This is a genomic window from Klebsiella sp. H-Nf2 (assembly GCF_002806645.1).
Lineage (GTDB): Bacteria > Pseudomonadota > Gammaproteobacteria > Enterobacterales > Enterobacteriaceae > Klebsiella > Klebsiella variicola.
In genome coordinates this window covers 100,223-116,916 of record NZ_PIBL01000003.1, presented here as the reverse complement: position 1 = coordinate 116,916, position 16,694 = coordinate 100,223, and the positions used below count along the sequence as shown (strand labels likewise).

Annotated in this window: 14 protein-coding genes; 10 read left to right on the top strand and 4 right to left on the bottom strand. The window is 57.8% G+C overall.

The genetic code is table 11. The features are described from left to right. The 3 genes from ftsE (at position 1) to rpoH (ending at position 2,841) form a co-directional block, all read left to right on the top strand. The gene (ftsE, locus tag CWM58_RS10945; protein WP_008806964.1) at positions 1 to 669 is read left to right on the top strand and encodes a cell division ATP-binding protein FtsE; all 669 of its coding nucleotides are present in this window, start codon (positions 1 to 3) and stop codon (positions 667 to 669) included. Next, positions 662 to 1,717: a permease-like cell division protein FtsX gene (gene ftsX, locus CWM58_RS10940; protein ID WP_008806965.1), complete on the top strand. Its 1,056-nt coding sequence runs from the start codon at positions 662 to 664 to the stop codon at positions 1,715 to 1,717. The genes ftsE and ftsX overlap by 8 nt, the downstream gene beginning before the upstream one ends. A gap of 269 nt (positions 1,718 to 1,986) precedes the next feature. After that, positions 1,987 to 2,841 carry an RNA polymerase sigma factor RpoH gene (rpoH, locus tag CWM58_RS10935; protein WP_002920815.1) on the top strand — a complete coding sequence of 285 codons (855 nt, stop codon included), beginning with the start codon at positions 1,987 to 1,989 and terminating at the stop codon, positions 2,839 to 2,841. A gap of 52 nt (positions 2,842 to 2,893) precedes the next feature. Here rpoH and CWM58_RS10930 read toward each other — a convergent pair whose 3' ends face one another. Continuing rightward, on the bottom strand, positions 2,894 to 4,417 hold the full coding sequence (locus CWM58_RS10930; RefSeq protein ID WP_100680910.1) for a PLP-dependent aminotransferase family protein: 1,524 nt from the start codon (positions 4,415 to 4,417) through the stop codon (positions 2,894 to 2,896). Positions 4,418 to 4,535: 118 nt separating this feature from the next. Between CWM58_RS10930 and CWM58_RS10925 the strand changes: the two genes are divergently transcribed. From CWM58_RS10925 to livJ, 3 genes are all read left to right on the top strand, one after another. Next, complete coding sequence (locus CWM58_RS10925; protein WP_100680909.1) at positions 4,536 to 5,801, top strand: 4-aminobutyrate--2-oxoglutarate transaminase; 1,266 nt, start codon at positions 4,536 to 4,538, stop codon at positions 5,799 to 5,801. Positions 5,802 to 5,948: 147 nt separating this feature from the next. Next, positions 5,949 to 7,193 (top strand): aromatic amino acid transport family protein, encoded by a 1,245-nt coding sequence (locus CWM58_RS10920; protein WP_100680908.1) that lies wholly within the window; start codon positions 5,949 to 5,951, stop codon positions 7,191 to 7,193. Between the two features lie 278 nt (positions 7,194 to 7,471). Then, positions 7,472 to 8,575 (top strand): branched chain amino acid ABC transporter substrate-binding protein LivJ, encoded by a 1,104-nt coding sequence (livJ, locus tag CWM58_RS10915; RefSeq protein WP_074387034.1) that lies wholly within the window; start codon positions 7,472 to 7,474, stop codon positions 8,573 to 8,575. Between the two features lie 272 nt (positions 8,576 to 8,847). On the opposite strand, the gene CWM58_RS10910 is transcribed toward livJ, so the two are convergent. The 3 genes from CWM58_RS10910 to panM form a co-directional block, all read right to left on the bottom strand. Beyond that, positions 8,848 to 10,893: a DUF2207 domain-containing protein gene (locus CWM58_RS10910; RefSeq protein WP_100680907.1), complete on the bottom strand. Its 2,046-nt coding sequence runs from the start codon at positions 10,891 to 10,893 to the stop codon at positions 8,848 to 8,850. Between the two features lie 3 nt (positions 10,894 to 10,896). Next, entirely contained in the window at positions 10,897 to 11,439 is a 543-nt protein-coding gene (locus tag CWM58_RS10905) for a LemA family protein (RefSeq protein WP_100680906.1), read from the bottom strand. Between the two features lie 312 nt (positions 11,440 to 11,751). After that, positions 11,752 to 12,135: an aspartate 1-decarboxylase autocleavage activator PanM gene (gene panM, locus CWM58_RS10900; RefSeq protein WP_100680905.1), complete on the bottom strand. Its 384-nt coding sequence runs from the start codon at positions 12,133 to 12,135 to the stop codon at positions 11,752 to 11,754. A gap of 423 nt (positions 12,136 to 12,558) precedes the next feature. Between panM and livK the strand changes: the two genes are divergently transcribed. The 4 genes from livK to livG all read left to right on the top strand — a co-directional run bounded on the left by livK (position 12,559) and on the right by livG (position 16,694). Beyond that, positions 12,559 to 13,668: a high-affinity branched-chain amino acid ABC transporter substrate-binding protein LivK gene (gene livK / locus CWM58_RS10885; RefSeq protein ID WP_002920808.1), complete on the top strand. Its 1,110-nt coding sequence runs from the start codon at positions 12,559 to 12,561 to the stop codon at positions 13,666 to 13,668. Between the two features lie 61 nt (positions 13,669 to 13,729). Then, positions 13,730 to 14,656, top strand: a complete 927-nt coding sequence (gene livH / locus CWM58_RS10880; RefSeq protein ID WP_002920807.1) for a high-affinity branched-chain amino acid ABC transporter permease LivH — start codon at positions 13,730 to 13,732, stop codon at positions 14,654 to 14,656. After that, the gene (gene livM, locus CWM58_RS10875; RefSeq protein ID WP_008806971.1) at positions 14,653 to 15,930 is read left to right on the top strand and encodes a branched chain amino acid ABC transporter permease LivM; all 1,278 of its coding nucleotides are present in this window, start codon (positions 14,653 to 14,655) and stop codon (positions 15,928 to 15,930) included. The genes livH and livM overlap by 4 nt, the downstream gene beginning before the upstream one ends. Next, complete coding sequence (gene livG / locus CWM58_RS10870; protein ID WP_008806972.1) at positions 15,927 to 16,694, top strand: high-affinity branched-chain amino acid ABC transporter ATP-binding protein LivG; 768 nt, start codon at positions 15,927 to 15,929, stop codon at positions 16,692 to 16,694. Before livM ends, livG begins: the two co-directional genes overlap by 4 nt.

The following is a 16,694-nucleotide window of genomic DNA, read 5'->3' as shown; positions in this document are numbered from 1 at the left end:
ATGATTCGCTTTGAACAAGTCAGCAAAGCCTATCTCGGTGGGAGACAAGCGCTGCAGGGGGTGACCTTCCACCTGCAGCCGGGCGAGATGGCGTTTCTGACCGGCCATTCCGGCGCAGGGAAGAGTACCCTGCTGAAGCTTATCTGTGGTATCGAACGGCCCAGCGCCGGGAAAATCTTCTTCAGCGGTCATGAAATCAGCCGTCTGAAGAGCCGTGAGGTGCCGTTCCTGCGCCGCCAGATCGGCATGATTTTCCAGGACCACCATTTGCTGATGGATCGAACCGTGTATGACAACGTGGCGATCCCGCTGATTATCGCCGGTGCCAGCGGCGATGACATTCGTCGTCGCGTCTCGGCGGCGCTGGACAAGGTCGGCCTGCTGGACAAAGCGAAGAACTTTCCGATTCAGCTCTCCGGCGGTGAGCAGCAGCGCGTGGGTATTGCCCGCGCGGTGGTCAACAAGCCGGCGGTGCTGCTGGCGGATGAACCGACCGGTAACCTCGACGAGGCGCTCTCGGAGGGGATTTTACGTCTGTTTGAAGAGTTTAACCGCGTTGGGGTGACGGTACTGATGGCGACACACGATCTGGGACTTATCTCCAGTCGTCCGTACCGCGTGCTGTCGCTCAGCGACGGCCATCTGCATGGAGGCATTCGGGGTGAATAAGCGCGACGCAATGAACCAGATTCGCCAGTTCGGCAGTAAGTTCGATCGCCTGCGCAACGCGGCGGGCGGCAGTGGCGGCGGGCGCAATGCGCCAAAACGGCCGAAAGCGGCGCCTAACCCGGCCTCGCGTAAGAGTAACGTGTTCAACGAACAGGTGCGCTATGCCTGGCACGGCGCGTTGCAGGATCTAAAAAGCACGCCGCTGGCGACCTTCCTGACGGTGATGGTCATCGCCATTTCGTTGACCCTGCCAAGCGTCTGCTACATGGTCTACAAAAACGTCAGCAGCGCGGCGTCACAGTACTATCCATCGCCGCAGATCACCGTTTATCTGGAAAAAACGCTGGATGACGACGCCGCGGCGCGGGTGGTGGGCCAACTGCAGGCGGAGCAGGGCGTTGACAAGGTAAACTATTTGTCCCGTGACGAGGCGCTGGGTGAATTCCGTAACTGGTCAGGCTTTGGCGGCGCACTGGATATGCTGGAAGAGAACCCGCTGCCGGCGGTCGCCATCGTAGTGCCGAAGCTGGATTTCCAGAGTACGGAAGCGCTGAATACCCTGCGCGAACGGGTTTCGCGGATCCAGGGGGTGGATGAGGTGAGGATGGACGACAGCTGGTTTGCCCGTCTCTCCTCGCTTACCGGGCTGGTGGGCCGCGTGTCGGCGATGATCGGCGTGCTGATGGTGGCGGCGGTGTTCCTGGTGATCGGCAACAGCGTGCGTCTGAGCATCTTCGCCCGCCGCGATACCATTAACGTGCAGAAGCTAATCGGCGCCACCGACGGCTTTATCCTGCGTCCGTTCCTCTATGGTGGGGCGATGCTGGGCTTCTCCGGCGCGTTTTTATCGCTGATCCTGTCGGAGATTCTGGTGATGCGCCTCTCGTCGGCGGTGACCGAAGTGGCGAAAGTGTTCGGTACCCAGTTTGAGCTGAGCGGCCTGGGCTTCGACGAGTGCCTGTTGATGCTGATTGTCTGCTCGATGATCGGTTGGGTCGCCGCCTGGCTGGCGACAGTGCAACATTTACGTCACTTTACTCCCGATTAAAAAAAGCGTGATATAATCTTTCCCTGCTGCAATGAGTTCCTGTTCGCAGGGAAAGATACCGCAAGCTTGTTCTCCTTTTCCTGCCCTCACTTGTTCATCGTGGTGTCACATTTTGTGCGTAATTTATTCACACCGTTGCATGGAACTTGTGGATAAAATCACTGTCTGATACTAATGTGAGTGATATTCTCGTTGCTCATGAATGCTGGCATGCTTGTTGCCTGATGGGGACAAGAACGCGTCAGAAGATATCAATTGAGAGGATTTGAATGACCAAAGAAATGCAAACTTTAGCTTTAGCCCCCGTTGGTAACCTGGAATCGTACATCCGGGCCGCTAACACTTGGCCGATGCTGTCGGCTGATGAAGAGCGGGAGCTTGCTGAAAAGCTGCATTACCAGGGCGATCTGGAAGCAGCGAAAAAGCTGATTCTGTCTCACCTGCGCTTTGTTGTTCACATTGCTCGTAACTACTCGGGCTATGGCCTGCCGCAGGCGGATCTGATCCAGGAAGGCAATATCGGCCTGATGAAAGCCGTGCGTCGCTTCAACCCGGAAGTGGGTGTGCGCCTGGTCTCCTTCGCCGTGCACTGGATTAAAGCCGAAATTCACGAATACGTGCTGCGTAACTGGCGTATTGTGAAGGTCGCTACCACCAAAGCACAGCGTAAACTGTTCTTTAACCTGCGTAAAACCAAACAGCGTCTGGGTTGGTTCAACCAGGATGAAGTGGAAATGGTGGCCCGTGAGCTGGGCGTGTCGAGCAAAGACGTCCGCGAGATGGAATCCCGCATGGCGGCCCAGGACATGACCTTCGACATGTCTTCCGACGATGAGTCCGACAGCCAGCCGATGGCGCCGGTCCTGTATCTGCAGGACAAAACGTCTAACTTTGCCGACGGCATCGAAGACGACAACTGGGAAGAGCAGGCGGCGAATAAGCTGACTGACGCGATGCAGGGCCTGGACGAGCGTAGCCAGGACATCATCCGCGCCCGCTGGCTGGACGAAGACAACAAGTCCACGCTGCAGGAACTGGCCGACCGCTACGGCGTCTCCGCAGAGCGCGTGCGTCAGCTGGAAAAGAACGCTATGAAAAAACTGCGTGCCGCTATCGAAGCCTGATACGCCACGCCTGCCTGATACCTGATATCAGGCTCCCCGATAACGCCCCGCCTCAGGTTGGGGCGTTTTGTTTTTCTGCGTCCTCCCTGGGCAGGAGCATCTGCGGGCAGTGCGTCTGCAGGCAGCCGAGTAAGACGCTGAACGCCGGCGCCATCTGCTCTTCGGGCTGGCTGGCGAATCCCATCAGTAATCCTTTCTTCCGCGCCGTCGTCAGGTAGTAACGCGACAGTGGCCGCACCAGAATGTGGCGCGCATTAGCCTCTTTGGCGATCGCCACATCGTCAGCCTCTGCGGGCAAATTGAGGATCAAATGCAGCCCGGCATTATCGCTGAAGTCAGACAGGGCGTACGGCATACAGTGCCGCTGGATAAGCTCAGTTAAAAAGGCGCGGCGACGGCTGTAGAGCAATCGCATACGGCGGATATGGGCCGAATAGTGGCCGGCGGTAATAAACTCCGCCAGCGCCATCTGGATCAACGAATGGCCGCCGCGGTAAAGCTCGGCATGGGCGTGCTTCAGGTCGCTGACCAGCGGACGGGGGATCACCACGTAGCCCAGGCGCAGGCCGGGATAGAGCGTCTTGCTGAAGGTGCCGATATAGACCACCGGGGCATCGGGGACCAGCCCCTGCAGGGCGGGGATCGGCTGACCGGAAAAGCGAAACTCGCTGTCATAATCATCTTCGACGATCCAGCTCCCCTGCTGACGGGCGAGCGCCAGCAGTCGCTGGCGGCGCTCAAGGCTCATCACCGCGCCCAGCGGGTACTGGTGGGAAGGCGTAACGAAGATGAGCCTCGGCGCGTCGTCAACCGTTTCCGGCGGGCACAGGCCGTTGGCATCGACGGTCAGGGGTTCCACCCGAACGTCGTTCATCGCCAGCACGTGGCGGATCCCCCAATAGGAAGGCTCCTCCACCCACGCCAGATCGCCGTTATCACACAGCATGCGGGTGACCAGATCGATCGCCTGGTGGATCCCCTCGGTGATAAGAATTTGATCTGCCTGACAGTGGACGCCGCGCGACACGCGCAGATAATCCACCAGCGCCTGCTGCAGTTCCGGGGTGCCACCGTTGCAGCTATAGCTGAGCCGCTCCGGTTTGGGCCGACGGCTGATACGGGCCTGGATCTTACTGAACAGCGGGTGGGGAAAGGCGTTAACGTCCGGCACGCCGGGTATAAACGCCCCCCACTGGCGCGGGCTGGCGCTGACCTGGCCGAGCAGGTGCTGGCCACGGCGTGAAAGATGTGCTGTCGGCACCGCGATACTGCTGCTTTCTTGCTGACCTTTAGCCGTCAATGAGCTCTCAGGTGCGGTTTGGGCAACGAATGTTCCGCTTCCCCGACGAGAAACCACATATCCTTCCGCCAGCAATTGTTCATAAGTTGTTAATATGGTGTTTCTTGATACGCCGAGTTCACCCGCCAGATCGCGCGACGGCGGCAGGCGGCTTTGTGGCGCCAGCGAACCGTCGAGGATCGCGCGGCGCAGCGCGTTATATAAGCGTTTGTGCAGAAGAGGATCCCGCTCTTCCTGCAGACGGACCAGCACCAGGTCACCCACCAGCGAACGCAATTGGATCCCTCAGATATTCTAAATTGGTACTCGATTATAGGGCCAACTCCTGTGTAAATAAACGACATCGTTTCTAATTTGTTGCGATAACGTGACATACACGACAGGAGATTCGCAGGTGAAAAGCTCAGAACTGAATCAACGTCGCCAGCAGGCGACGCCGCGCGGCGTAGGCGTAATGTGTAACTACTTTGTCGAGAAGGCGGAAAACGCCACGCTGTGGGATATCGAAGGCAATGAGGTGATCGATTTCGCCGCCGGGATCGCCGTGTTAAATACCGGTCACCGTCATCCGAAAGTGGTCGCCGCAGTCTCCGACCAGCTGCAGGCGTTCACCCACACCGCCTATCAGATTGTGCCGTACGAAAGCTATGTTTCGCTGGCGGAGCGTATCAACGATCTGGCGCCAATTGACGGGCCGGCAAAAACGGCCTTCTTCACTACCGGCGCGGAAGCGGTCGAGAACGCGGTGAAAATTGCCCGCGCTTACACCGGCCGCCCGGGGCTGATTACTTTCGGCGGCGGCTTCCACGGCCGTACTTTTATGACCATGGCCCTCACCGGTAAGGTTGCTCCTTACAAAATCGGCTTCGGGCCGTTCCCGGGATCGGTCTATCACGGCGTTTATCCCAATGAGGCGCACGGCGTGACCACCGCGGATGCGCTGAAAAGCCTGGAGCGCATTTTCAAAGCAGATATTGCGCCGGACCAGGTAGCGGCCATCATCCTCGAGCCGATCCAGGGGGAAGGCGGCTTTAACGTCGCGCCGGCCGATTTTATGCAGGCGCTGCGCGACCTGTGCGATACCCACGGCATTCTGCTGATCGCTGATGAAGTGCAGACCGGTTTCGCCCGCACCGGCAAGCTGTTCGCTATGCAGCACTATGAGGTGAAACCGGATCTGATGACGATGGCGAAAAGCCTCGCTGGCGGCTTCCCGCTGTCGGGCGTTGTCGGTCGCGCTGAGGTGATGGATGCGCCAGCGCCTGGCGGGCTGGGCGGAACCTATGCCGGTAACCCGCTGGCGGTGGCCGCGGCGCACGCGGTGCTGGATGTCATTGCCGAAGAGCAGCTGTGTCAGCGGGCTGAACAGCTGGGTAGCCATCTGCAGGAGGTGCTCAACCAGGCGCGCGCCACCTGCCCGGCGATCGTTGATGTCCGTGGCCGGGGGTCGATGGTGGCGGTGGAATTTAACGATCCGCAAACTGGCGAGCCGTCGCCGGAGTTCACCCGCCAGGTGCAACAGAAAGCGCAGGAAAATGGCCTGCTGCTGCTGAGCTGTGGCGTCTACGGCAACGTGATCCGCTTCCTGTATCCGTTGACTATCCCCGACGCCCAATTCTCGAAAGCGCTGGATATTCTGGCGCGCATCCTGAAGAGCTAACGTCTCCCCGGCGGGCTGCGGCGGCACGGAAGCCGAACAGAAACAGGACGCCGCAGCCGGCTGTTCATGCTCAGCGTGAGTGGTTTATCACCCTGATATCACCTTTTTTCCGGCGGTAACAACCGTCGGAGTAAAACGGAAAGTATTATGTCTGAAAACTCCACCTTTTCTCCCGTCCTCACCGGCCGGGAACGTACGGCTGTCCCTACAAAATCTCTGAGCTTCGTCGAAGGCGTATCGATGATTGTCGGTACCAATATCGGTGCGGGTGTCCTCTCTATCGCCTATGCGTCGAGCAAAGCGGGCTTCTTACCGCTGCTGTTCTGGCTGGTGCTGGTGGGCAGCCTGACGACGGTGACCATGCTCTATGTCGCGGAATCCACGCTCCGCACGCGGAAACATCTGCAGCTCAGCGGTTTATCGAAGCGCTACGTCGGCAGCTTTGGCGCGCTGATGATGTTCCTCTCCGTTTGCGTCAACAGCGTCGGCGCATTGACGGCTTATATGACCGGCAGCGGCAAGCTGCTGCACTCGTTGTTTGGCATCTCGCCGGCGCTGGGCAGCGTGCTGTTTTTCGTCCCGGCGGCAGGGGTGCTCTACCTGGGCCTGAAGGCGATCGGCCGCGGCGAGAAATTTATCAGCATCGGCATGGTTGTGATGATCTCGGTGCTGGTGATTGCCACGCTATTGAAAGAGACCACCCGCGTCGGCTATCTGCTGGACGGCAACTGGCTGTATATGGTTCCGGTCTTCAACGTTGTGGCATTCTGCTTCTCGGCACAGTATATCGTGCCGGAGATGGCGCGGGGCTTCGCCGACAAACCGGAAAAATTGCCCAGGGCCATTATGGTCGGTATGGCTTTGACCTTTGCCCTGCTGGTGCTGGTGCCGCTGTCGGTTATCTCGCTTAATGGCCTGGACAATATCTCGGATGTGGCCACCATCTCCTGGGGCCGGGCGCTTGGCGAATGGGCGTTCTTCTCAGCCAACCTGTTTGCGCTGTGCGCCATGCTGACCTCTTACTGGGGGCTGGGCGGTAGCTTTCTGACTAACATTTTCGATCAGTTCCGCCTGGGGAATGACGAACAGCCCGCCCGTCGCCTGATGGTGCTGTTGGTGGTGGCGATCCCGCCGTTCGTGCTGGCCTATAGCGGCATGGTTTCTTTCGTCAACGCGCTCTATTTTGCCGGGGTGTTCAGCGGCGTTATTTTATCGATTATGCCGATCCTGATGCTGAAGGGCGCCCGCCAGCGTGGCGACCTGACCCCTGGCTGGACCTGTCCGGCCTGGATGACCCATCCGCTTATCCAATGTTTCATTGTGTTGTTGTATCTTTGCAGCGCCGTCTATGCGATAGCGTCCGCGGTAGGCTACCTGCCCGCTGGCTGGTAATCAGGCCCTGTTTTGCACCGCGTCCGGTTCATGCTGGCGCGGTTTTTTTATTTGTCACTTATCTGTTACATAGCCCGCAATTTAGGTTACATAGCCCGCAATTTAGTCGTTTCAAATTCCTCAGAATGACGGTATGTTTAGCATAGTGTGCTGCAAAAGCGCGAGCAGCCCCCGGTGGATTAGCTATCATATGCTTTTCCTATCGATATAAACAAAATAATGCGCTAACAAACAACATCACAACAAATGCAAAAACCATAATAATGGGGAGCCTCAGGATGAATATGAAGGGTAAAGCGTTACTGGCAGGATGTATTGCCTTAGTTATGAGCAGCGCGGCGCTGGCCGAAGATATCAAAATCGCGGTCGTCGGGGCGATGTCCGGCCCGGTGGCCCAGTACGGCGACCAGGAATTTACCGGCGCTGAGCAGGCGGTAGCAGATATCAACGCCAAGGGCGGCATCAAGGGCAATAAGCTGCAGATCGTCAAATATGATGACGCTTGCGACCCGAAACAGGCGGTAGCGGTCGCCAACAAAGTGGTCAACGACGGCATTAAATACGTCATCGGCCACCTGTGCTCCTCTTCCACTCAGCCGGCGTCTGACATCTATGAAGACGAAGGCATTCTGATGATCACGCCGGCAGCGACCGCCCCGGAGCTGACTGCGCGCGGCTATAAGCTGATCCTGCGCACCACCGGTCTGGACTCCGACCAGGGACCCACCGCAGCGAAATACATTCTCGACAAAGTGAAGCCGCAGCGTATCGCTGTGGTACATGACAAACAGCAGTACGGTGAAGGTTTGGCCCGTGCGGTGCAGGATGGCCTGAAAAAAGGCGGGGCGAACGTGGTCTTCTTCGACGGCATCACCGCCGGTGAGAAAGATTTCTCCACCCTGGTGGCGCGCCTGAAGAAAGAGAATATCGATTTCGTTTACTACGGCGGTTATCACCCGGAAATGGGCCAGATCCTGCGTCAGGCCCGTGCCGCCGGTTTGAAAACCCAGTTTATGGGCCCGGAAGGGGTAGCGAACGTCTCCCTGTCTAACATCGCCGGCGAGTCGGCGGAAGGCCTGCTGGTGACCAAGCCGAAGAACTACGACCAGGTGCCGGCGAACAAACCGATCGTGGATGCGATCAAGGCGAAGAAACAGGATCCGAGCGGCGCCTTCGTCTGGACCACCTACGCGGCGCTGCAGTCGCTGCAGGCGGGCCTGAACCAGTCTGACGATCCGGCGGAAATCGCCAAATACCTGAAAGGCGCGACCGTGGACACCGTGATGGGCCCGCTGTCGTGGGATCAGAAAGGCGACCTGAAAGGGTTTGAATTCGGTATCTTTACCTGGCATGCGAATGGTACGGCGACCGACGCCAAATAATTTAACCGGCGCCTTTCACGCTGCAAATGCGTTGTCTGCGGCCCTCAACCCCGGTCACTTACTGATGTAAGCTCCCGGGGATTTCGGGTCTTGACGCCTTTTTGCAACGCGAAATGCTAGGTTAAATGGGTGGGGCGCCTTTCACGCTGTAAATGCGTTGTCTGCGGTTCTCAACCCCGGTCACTGACTGATGTAAGCTCCCGGGGATTTCGGGTCTTGACGCCTTTCACGCCCCAGATGTGTTGGCCGGATAAATACTATCCGGCCTTCTCTTACCAGCCACCGCCGCCGCCGCCACCGGAACCGCCGCCTGACGATCCGCCACCGGAAGAGCCGGAACCGCTATAGTCCGACCCTGAAGAGCCACCTTCTGAACGCTGCACCGGCTTCTCGCTTGCGGCGGAATGACAGCTCTGGTAGAAATGATGCATGTCCTGCCAGTCCGTCTGCTGTAACACTTCCGACATCGCGCCGGTGCTGCTTAAGTATCGGGCAAAAGTGTTCGCCAGGGTCTTTCCTACGCCGAGCGCCAGAGCGACCGGCAGCAGGCTTTCAAAGTGCGCGACCATCTGGTCAGGTGGATAAAGTGTCTGATAACGCTTCTCTTCGGCCGTTTTAATATACAGTTTCAACCCTTTGGCGACGGCCAGATCGTTTAACCCCTTCTGCGTATAGCGTGGTGTTTTCCAGGCGACGAGCGCACACAGCGCGATGGCGGTTAACAAGGCGCCCAGGTACCCGGCAGGAAGTTGGGTGATGGGTAACATGCCGAGCAGGAAAACGCCTCCCGCCACGGTGGCGAAAGGGCTAAATACCAGCGCCATCAGGATCATAACTGGTCCCAAACTACGCAATGTTTTCATCGGGTTGCGTAAAAACTTCAGGCACAAGTACGTCATCACACCGCCGACCGATACAAACAGCAGACTGGGAACGGTGAGCGCCGCTGCCGCCGGGCTAAATCCGATGCCGCAAACGATCGGAACCAGCAGAGCAATATAAATACAATGACGCAGCGGTTTACCCCATGTCCGGCACAGCTGCGGTTTCTGCTCTTCACAACATTTTTCCAGCCACCGGCGCGCGTTTTGCATCAACGTTTGATGGGGCGTACTGAGATTGATGTTCTTACGTTTCGCGCTGAAAAGCAGGCTCATCAGCTGCTTCTCTATGGGATTCAGCGGTTTATGCTTTTCGTCTGGCTGGCGGGAAAGCCACTGCTCATCAACAGGGGATGAGGACCATGCGCCTTTGGTTTGGCTTTTTTTCCTCGTCAATGTGATGGCTCGTTTGGCTACCAGCCCCAGTAAATCGCTACTGAATGCCACATCGTCATACTTACGTTGCGTAATAAAGCGCAGATAGCCTGGCGACATCGCGGCGGGCAGCGAAAATTGCGGCGTCACCGGCGGCATTTTTAAACCCGTCGCCGTGACGTTTTTGCGCCACCACAGCCAGTAGTAGCCAACAAGCAGTAGCAGGGGAAGCCAGATAACGCTGGTGGCCAGCGTCGGCACCAGTAAATGAACCAACGGCCAAACCGCTTCGGGGGCGGCGGCATTTGCCAGAATGGCGCGGGGCCAGGTATAGACCACGGTCAGCCCTTCGCCGGCGGCAAGGGGGCGCGACGTTTGTATGCTGCCATCAGGCAGGATGGTCGCATGGTGATCTTTCGCCCCCTGACGACCGGTGTAAACATCAATGGTGCGCAACCTTGCATCTCTGCCATCCGCATTCAACTGCCCGGCGGCGTCAGGCAGTGCAAGCTGGAAACGGGCTTTCCCGATTGGCCAGCTCCAGTCGTTGCCTGTCACGTTCCAGTAAAGCTCATCCCAGTCGGTGAAGCGGCTGAAATGGTGGCTAACCTGATAGCGAATTTCATAGTTATAAATACCTGGCTTCAGGGTGCGATCGGCGCTGCCAATGCGCACGGTCAGCGTTTTTGTCGTGCGATCGAGGCTGTAGGGTTCCGGGAGTCCATTGCGCGAGACCGATTTGATGGCGTAATCAACGCTAAAAATTTTGCCGTCCTGACGGTGCCAGTTGAGAGGCAGCGTGCGGAAAATCCCCCGACGGATCTCCTTTCCCAGGGCCAGCACGGTGATATTTTCCCGCATCTCCATGCTGCCATTTGGCTGAAAACGCGCCAGGGAATCGAAAAAGAGAATATGTTCATACGCGGGGACCCGGCGGGCATTAGCCGGGGGGGGCGAGGCATCGGTGATAGCTTTATCGTCGCTGACGGCTGAACCAGGGCTGCTCAACAGCAGCAGCAACAGGCCAATACTGCGCAGTATCCGCATGGACCAGGTGGACATGGGTCACTCCATCCGTGGCAATTTGGCTTCTTCAGGGGACTCCAGTTCAAAGAAAAGTTCCGCCCTGAAGCTAAACAGGCGGGCCAGCAGCAGGCTGGGAAAAGACTCCACCAGAATATTAAACTCGCGGACCGTGGCGTTGAAGTAACGGCGGGCCATCTGCAGTTGTTCTTCTATTTCGCTAAGGGATTGCTGCAGCGAGAGGAAGTTTTCACTGGCTTTGAGTTCGGGATAGGCTTCCGCCAGGGCGAATATACGGCTCAACGTTCTGGCATATTGCTGCTCGCTGTCGGCCACCTGCCGGGGATTACCGGTCAGGACGCTGCGCTGGCGGCCGATCTCTTCCAGCAGATCTTTTTCGTGCTGCGCATAGCGTTTGACCAGACTGAACAGGTTGGGCGCCAGATCGTGACGGCGCTTGAGCTGGACGGCAATGCCACTCCAGGCTTCATCTTTGAAACGGCGTAGAGAGATAAAACGGTTATAAGTGAAGATCGCCCAGATAAGGATCACGGCGACAATAGCCAGCCCGATAGACATTTCCATATGTTTGTTCCATGTTGACTGCTGATGATCGCGTTGCGCTGAATACTTTCTGCGCAATTTTACGCGTCAGCGAATCTTACCTCACGTGAGGCGCAGGGGAAACGTGCACTCGCGCGTTAAATTCTGAAATGTCACACGCGCCTTTACCCTGGCGGATATCTGACAGGGCAATCCTCAGCTTCACGTCCGGGGAACCATGGCATTATCGTCGCAGCATGAAATAAACAAGCCCAGCCGTTTACCCGCGGCTGGGCTTTATTCCGTTGCCGGCAGGCAACAAACAAGCGCTGTGTTACCCAACGAACGCTTTTCTTAATGCTTTTCCCAACCGGTCTGCTGGGCGCTAAAGCCGAGTGCCTGCATAAATGCGGCCATCACGCCACGGTCTTCCACCCCTTGGTCGGCGACGCGCCAGCTATTGATGGCCGGGTTATCACGCAACGTCTCTTCCACTAAGTATTGCCCGACGCCGCGGCGGCGGGTCACTTCACGCACGCACAGATCGCTGAGCTCTGCTTCGACGCCGTGCAGGGTGACGCGCACGGCACCCAGCAGGCGTTCGTTAAAGCGGGCGGCGTAGAGACGATGATTCTCGTCCAGGGTTAACGTCGACAGATCCTGCGACGGCCAGATTTTCCCCAGGTCGATGCGATCCTGATCGCTGAAGTGCTGTAAACGGATAATGGTCAGTTTCATGGGCGGCAAATCCAGTGCAAAACAGAGGCGCCAGTGTACCCAAAATTGCTGTCTGGCGGAGCGCTGTTTTTTGCGCGTACATCAGGGGATTCGTTTTCCGGATGTAGTCAGGGTAGCGCAATCCGTCATGGATCGAAAAATAAGCAGAATTTTAACCTAATGTGCAGCGTTTTATTCCGCCTTATGTATCGTTATTTTATGCTGCAGGATGGACTTTTTTTTGTTTATCTTCACCAAAATACAGAATATTATCTTTGCTTAATCGACTGAAAAATAGAGATTTTAATCTGTTTTTTAGTGAAAAGCTGCGCTAAACCATTAAACTCAATGGTAAAAATGGCGTTGTTTAATAAAAGCACAGAATGCTTTTTAACCATAAAAATACAAAACATTTACACCACATCACGAACGGGGTTCTGCAGCATGAAAAGGAACGCGAAAACCATCGTCGCGGGCATTGTCGCATTAGCGATGTCGCACGCGGCGATGGCCAAGGATATTAAGGTCGCCGTCGTCGGCGCGATGTCGGGTCCGGTGGCCCAGTGGGGCGACATGGAGTTCAATGGCGCGCGTCAGGCGATTAAAGACATCAACGCCAGCGGCGGCATTAAGGGTGATAAGCTGGTGGCCGTCGAATATGACGACGCCTGCGATCCGAAGCAAGCGGTCGCGGTGGCCAACAAAATCGTCAACGACGGCATTCAGTACGTTATCGGCCACCTGTGCTCCTCTTCCACCCAGCCGGCTTCCGACATCTATGAGGATGAAGGCATCCTGATGATCTCCCCCGGGGCGACCAATCCGGAGCTGACCCAGCGCGGCTACCAGTACATCATGCGTACCGCCGGCCTCGACTCCTCGCAGGGGCCGACCGCGGCGAAATATATCGTCGAGAAAGTGAAACCGCAGCGTATCGCCATCATTCATGACAAGCAGCAGTACGGCGAAGGGCTGGCGCGTTCGGTGCAGGACAACCTGAAAAAAGCCGGGGCCAACATCGTCTTCTTCGATGGCATCACCGCGGGGGAAAAAGATTTCTCCGCCCTGCTGGCGCGCCTGAAGAAAGAGAACATCGACTTCGTCTACTACGGCGGCTACTACCCGGAAATGGGCCAGATGCTGCGCCAGGCGCGCTCCGTTGGGCTGAAAACCGTGTTTATGGGGCCGGAAGGGGTAGGCAACGCCTCGCTGTCCAATATCGCGGGCGCCGCAGCAGAAGGGATGCTGGTGACGATGCCAAAACGCTACGATCAGGATCCTGCCAACAGCGCCATCGTCAACGCGCTGAAAGCGGAGAAGAAGGATCCGAGTGGGCCGTACGTCTGGATCACCTATGCCGCCGTTCAGTCGCTGGCGCAGGCAATGGACAGAACTGGCAGCCAGCAGCCGCTGGATTTAATCAAAGATTTGAAAGCGCACGGGGCGAAAACCGTGATTGGGCCGCTGACCTGGGATGAAAAAGGCGATCTGAAGGGATTTGAGTTTGGTGTCTTCCAGTGGCACGCCGACGGCTCTTCGAGCGCGGCGAAATAAGCGCTGAAGACGAGTTATCCCTCCGCCCGCGATCCGCGGGCGGTTTGAAAAAGGTTACCTTATGTCCGAGCAGTTTCTCTATTTTCTGCAGCAGATGTTTAACGGCGTCACGCTGGGCAGTACCTACGCGCTGATCGCCATCGGCTATACGATGGTGTACGGCATTATCGGCATGATCAACTTCGCCCACGGCGAGGTCTACATGATTGGCAGCTATGTCTCCTTCATGATCATCGCCGCGCTGATGATGATGGGCATCGACACCAGCTGGCTGCTGGTCGCCGCCGGATTCGTGGGCGCCATTGTGATTGCCAGCGCCTACGGCTGGAGTATCGAGCGCGTGGCCTATCGGCCGGTGCGTAACTCTAAGCGTCTGATTGCGCTGATCTCCGCTATCGGGATGTCTATCTTCCTGCAGAACTACGTCAGCCTGACTCAGGGGTCGCGCGACGTGGCGCTGCCGAGCCTGTTTAACGGCCAGTGGGTCGTTGGCCACAGCGACAGTTTCTCCGCGACGATCACCACCATGCAACTGGTGATCTGGGTGGTGACCTTTATCGCCATGCTGGCCCTGACGCTGTTTATTCGCTACTCGCGGATGGGGCGCGCCTGCCGCGCCTGTGCGGAAGACCTGAAAATGGCGAGCCTGCTCGGCATTAACACCGACCGCGTCATTGCCCTGACTTTTGTCATTGGTGCAGCGATGGCGGCGGTGGCGGGCGTGCTGCTCGGCCAGTTCTACGGCGTAATTAATCCCTACATCGGCTTTATGGCCGGGATGAAGGCCTTCACCGCCGCCGTGCTTGGCGGTATCGGCAGTATCCCTGGCGCGATGATCGGCGGCCTGATCCTGGGTATTGCCGAGGCGCTCTCTTCTGCCTATCTCAGCACCGAATATAAGGACGTCGTTTCCTTCGCGCTGCTGATTCTGGTGCTGTTAGTGATGCCGACCGGCATTCTGGGCCGCCCGGAGGTAGAAAAAGTATGAAACCGATGCAAATTGCAATGGCGCTGCTGTCTGCCGTGATGTTCTTCATTCTGGCGGGCGTCTTTATGGGCGTGCAGCTGGAGCTGGACGGCACCAAACTGGTGGTCGATACCGCCGCCGATATTCGCTGGCAGTGGATCTTTATTGGCACCGCGGTGGTCTTTTTCTTCCAGTTGCTGCGGCCGCTGTTCCAGAAAGCGGTTAAGAACGTCTCCGGGCCGAAGTTTATTATGCCGGCGATTGACGGCTCGACGGTGAAGCAGAAGCTGTTCCTGATAGCCCTGCTGGTGATTGCCGTGGCATGGCCGTTTATGGTGTCGCGCGGCACGGTGGATATCGCCACGCTGACGATGATCTATATCATCCTCGGCCTCGGGCTGAACGTGGTGGTCGGCCTTTCCGGCTTGCTGGTGCTGGGCTACGGTGGGTTCTACGCCATCGGCGCGTATACCTTCGCGCTGCTGAACCACTATTACGGTCTCGGCTTCTGGACCTGTCTGCCGCTGGCCGGCCTGGTCTCCGCGGCGGCCGGCTTCCTGCTGGGCTTCCCGGTGCTGCGTCTGCGCGGCGACTACCTGGCGATTGTGACCTTAGGTTTCGGTGAAATTGTGCGTATTCTGCTGCTCAACAATACCGAGATCACCGGCGGGCCGAACGGCATCAGCCAGATCCCGAAACCGACCTTCTTTGGCCTCGAATTTAGCCGTACCGCCCGCGAAGGCGGCTGGGATACCTTCAGCAATTTCTTCGGCGTCAAATACGATCCCTCCGACCGGGTGATTTTCCTCTACCTGGTGGCGCTGCTGCTGGTCGTGCTCAGCCTGTTCGTCATCAACCGCCTGCTGCGAATGCCGCTGGGGCGGGCGTGGGAAGCGCTGCGTGAAGATGAGATCGCCTGTCGTTCGCTGGGCCTGAGCCCGACGCGCATCAAGCTGACCGCCTTTACCATCAGCGCCGCGTTTGCTGGCTTCGCCGGGACGCTGTTCGCTGCGCGCCAGGGCTTTGTCAGCCCGGAATCCTTCACCTTCGCCGAGTCGGCCTTCGTGTTGGCGATCGTTGTGCTGGGCGGGATGGGCTCGCAGTTCGCGGTGATCCTCGCGGCTATTCTGCTGGTGGTCTCGCGCGAGCTGATGCGTGACTTCAACGAATACAGCATGTTAATGCTCGGCGGCCTGATGGTGCTGATGATGATCTGGCGCCCGCAGGGGCTGCTGCCAATGACGCGCGTGCAGTTGAAGCTGAAAAACGGTCAGGCGAAAGGAGAGCAGGCATGAGTCAGCCATTATTATCCGTCAGCGGCCTGATGATGCGTTTCGGCGGTCTGCTGGCCGTCAACAATGTGTCGCTGGAGCTCAGAGAGCGCGAGATTGTCTCGCTGATCGGCCCTAACGGCGCCGGGAAGACCACTGTCTTTAACTGCCTGACCGGTTTCTACAAGCCCACTGGCGGCACCATTATGCTGCGTGACCAGCACCTGGAAGGGCTGCCGGGTCAGCAGATTGCGCGGATGGGCGTGGTGAGGACCTTCCAGCACGTGCGTCTGTTCCGCGAAATGACGGTGATTGAAAACCTGCTGGTGGCGCAGCATCAGCAGCTGAAAACCGGGCTCTTCTCCGGCCTGCTGAAAACGCCGGCCTTCCGCCGGGCGCAGAGCGAAGCGCTGGACCGGGCCGCCACCTGGCTGGAGCGTATCGGCCTGCTGGAGCACGCCAACCGTCAGGCCAGCAACCTGGCCTACGGCGACCAGCGCCGGCTGGAGATTGCCCGCTGCATGGTGACCCAGCCGGAAATTCTGATGCTCGATGAACCGGCGGCGGGGCTGAACCCGAAAGAGACCAAAGAGCTGGACGAGCTTATCGCCGAGCTGCGTAACCATCACAACACCACCATCCTGCTTATCGAACACGATATGAAGCTGGTGATGGGCATTTCCGATCGCATCTACGTCGTGAACCAGGGGACACCGCTGGCCAACGGGACGCCGGAAGAGATTCGTAATAACCCGGACGTGATCCGCGCATACCTTGGTGAGGCATAA

Bases quoted from the DNA above. Each gene is read 5' to 3' on its own strand.
- livH (WP_002920807.1), top strand. From the start codon at position 13,730: ATGTCCGAGCAGTTTCTCTATTTTCTGCAGCAGATGTTTAACGGCGTC.
- rpoH (WP_002920815.1), top strand. From the start codon at position 1,987: ATGACCAAAGAAATGCAAACTTTAGCTTTAGCCCCCGTTGGTAACCTG.
- panM (WP_100680905.1), bottom strand. From the start codon at position 12,135: ATGAAACTGACCATTATCCGTTTACAGCACTTCAGCGATCAGGATCGC.
- livK (WP_002920808.1), top strand. From the start codon at position 12,559: ATGAAAAGGAACGCGAAAACCATCGTCGCGGGCATTGTCGCATTAGCG.
- CWM58_RS10920 (WP_100680908.1), top strand. From the start codon at position 5,949: ATGTCTGAAAACTCCACCTTTTCTCCCGTCCTCACCGGCCGGGAACGT.
- livM (WP_008806971.1), top strand. From the start codon at position 14,653: ATGAAACCGATGCAAATTGCAATGGCGCTGCTGTCTGCCGTGATGTTC.
- CWM58_RS10905 (WP_100680906.1), bottom strand. From the start codon at position 11,439: ATGGAAATGTCTATCGGGCTGGCTATTGTCGCCGTGATCCTTATCTGG.
- ftsE (WP_008806964.1), top strand. From the start codon at position 1: ATGATTCGCTTTGAACAAGTCAGCAAAGCCTATCTCGGTGGGAGACAA.
- livJ (WP_074387034.1), top strand. From the start codon at position 7,472: ATGAATATGAAGGGTAAAGCGTTACTGGCAGGATGTATTGCCTTAGTT.
- CWM58_RS10910 (WP_100680907.1), bottom strand. From the start codon at position 10,893: ATGTCCACCTGGTCCATGCGGATACTGCGCAGTATTGGCCTGTTGCTG.
- livG (WP_008806972.1), top strand. From the start codon at position 15,927: ATGAGTCAGCCATTATTATCCGTCAGCGGCCTGATGATGCGTTTCGGC.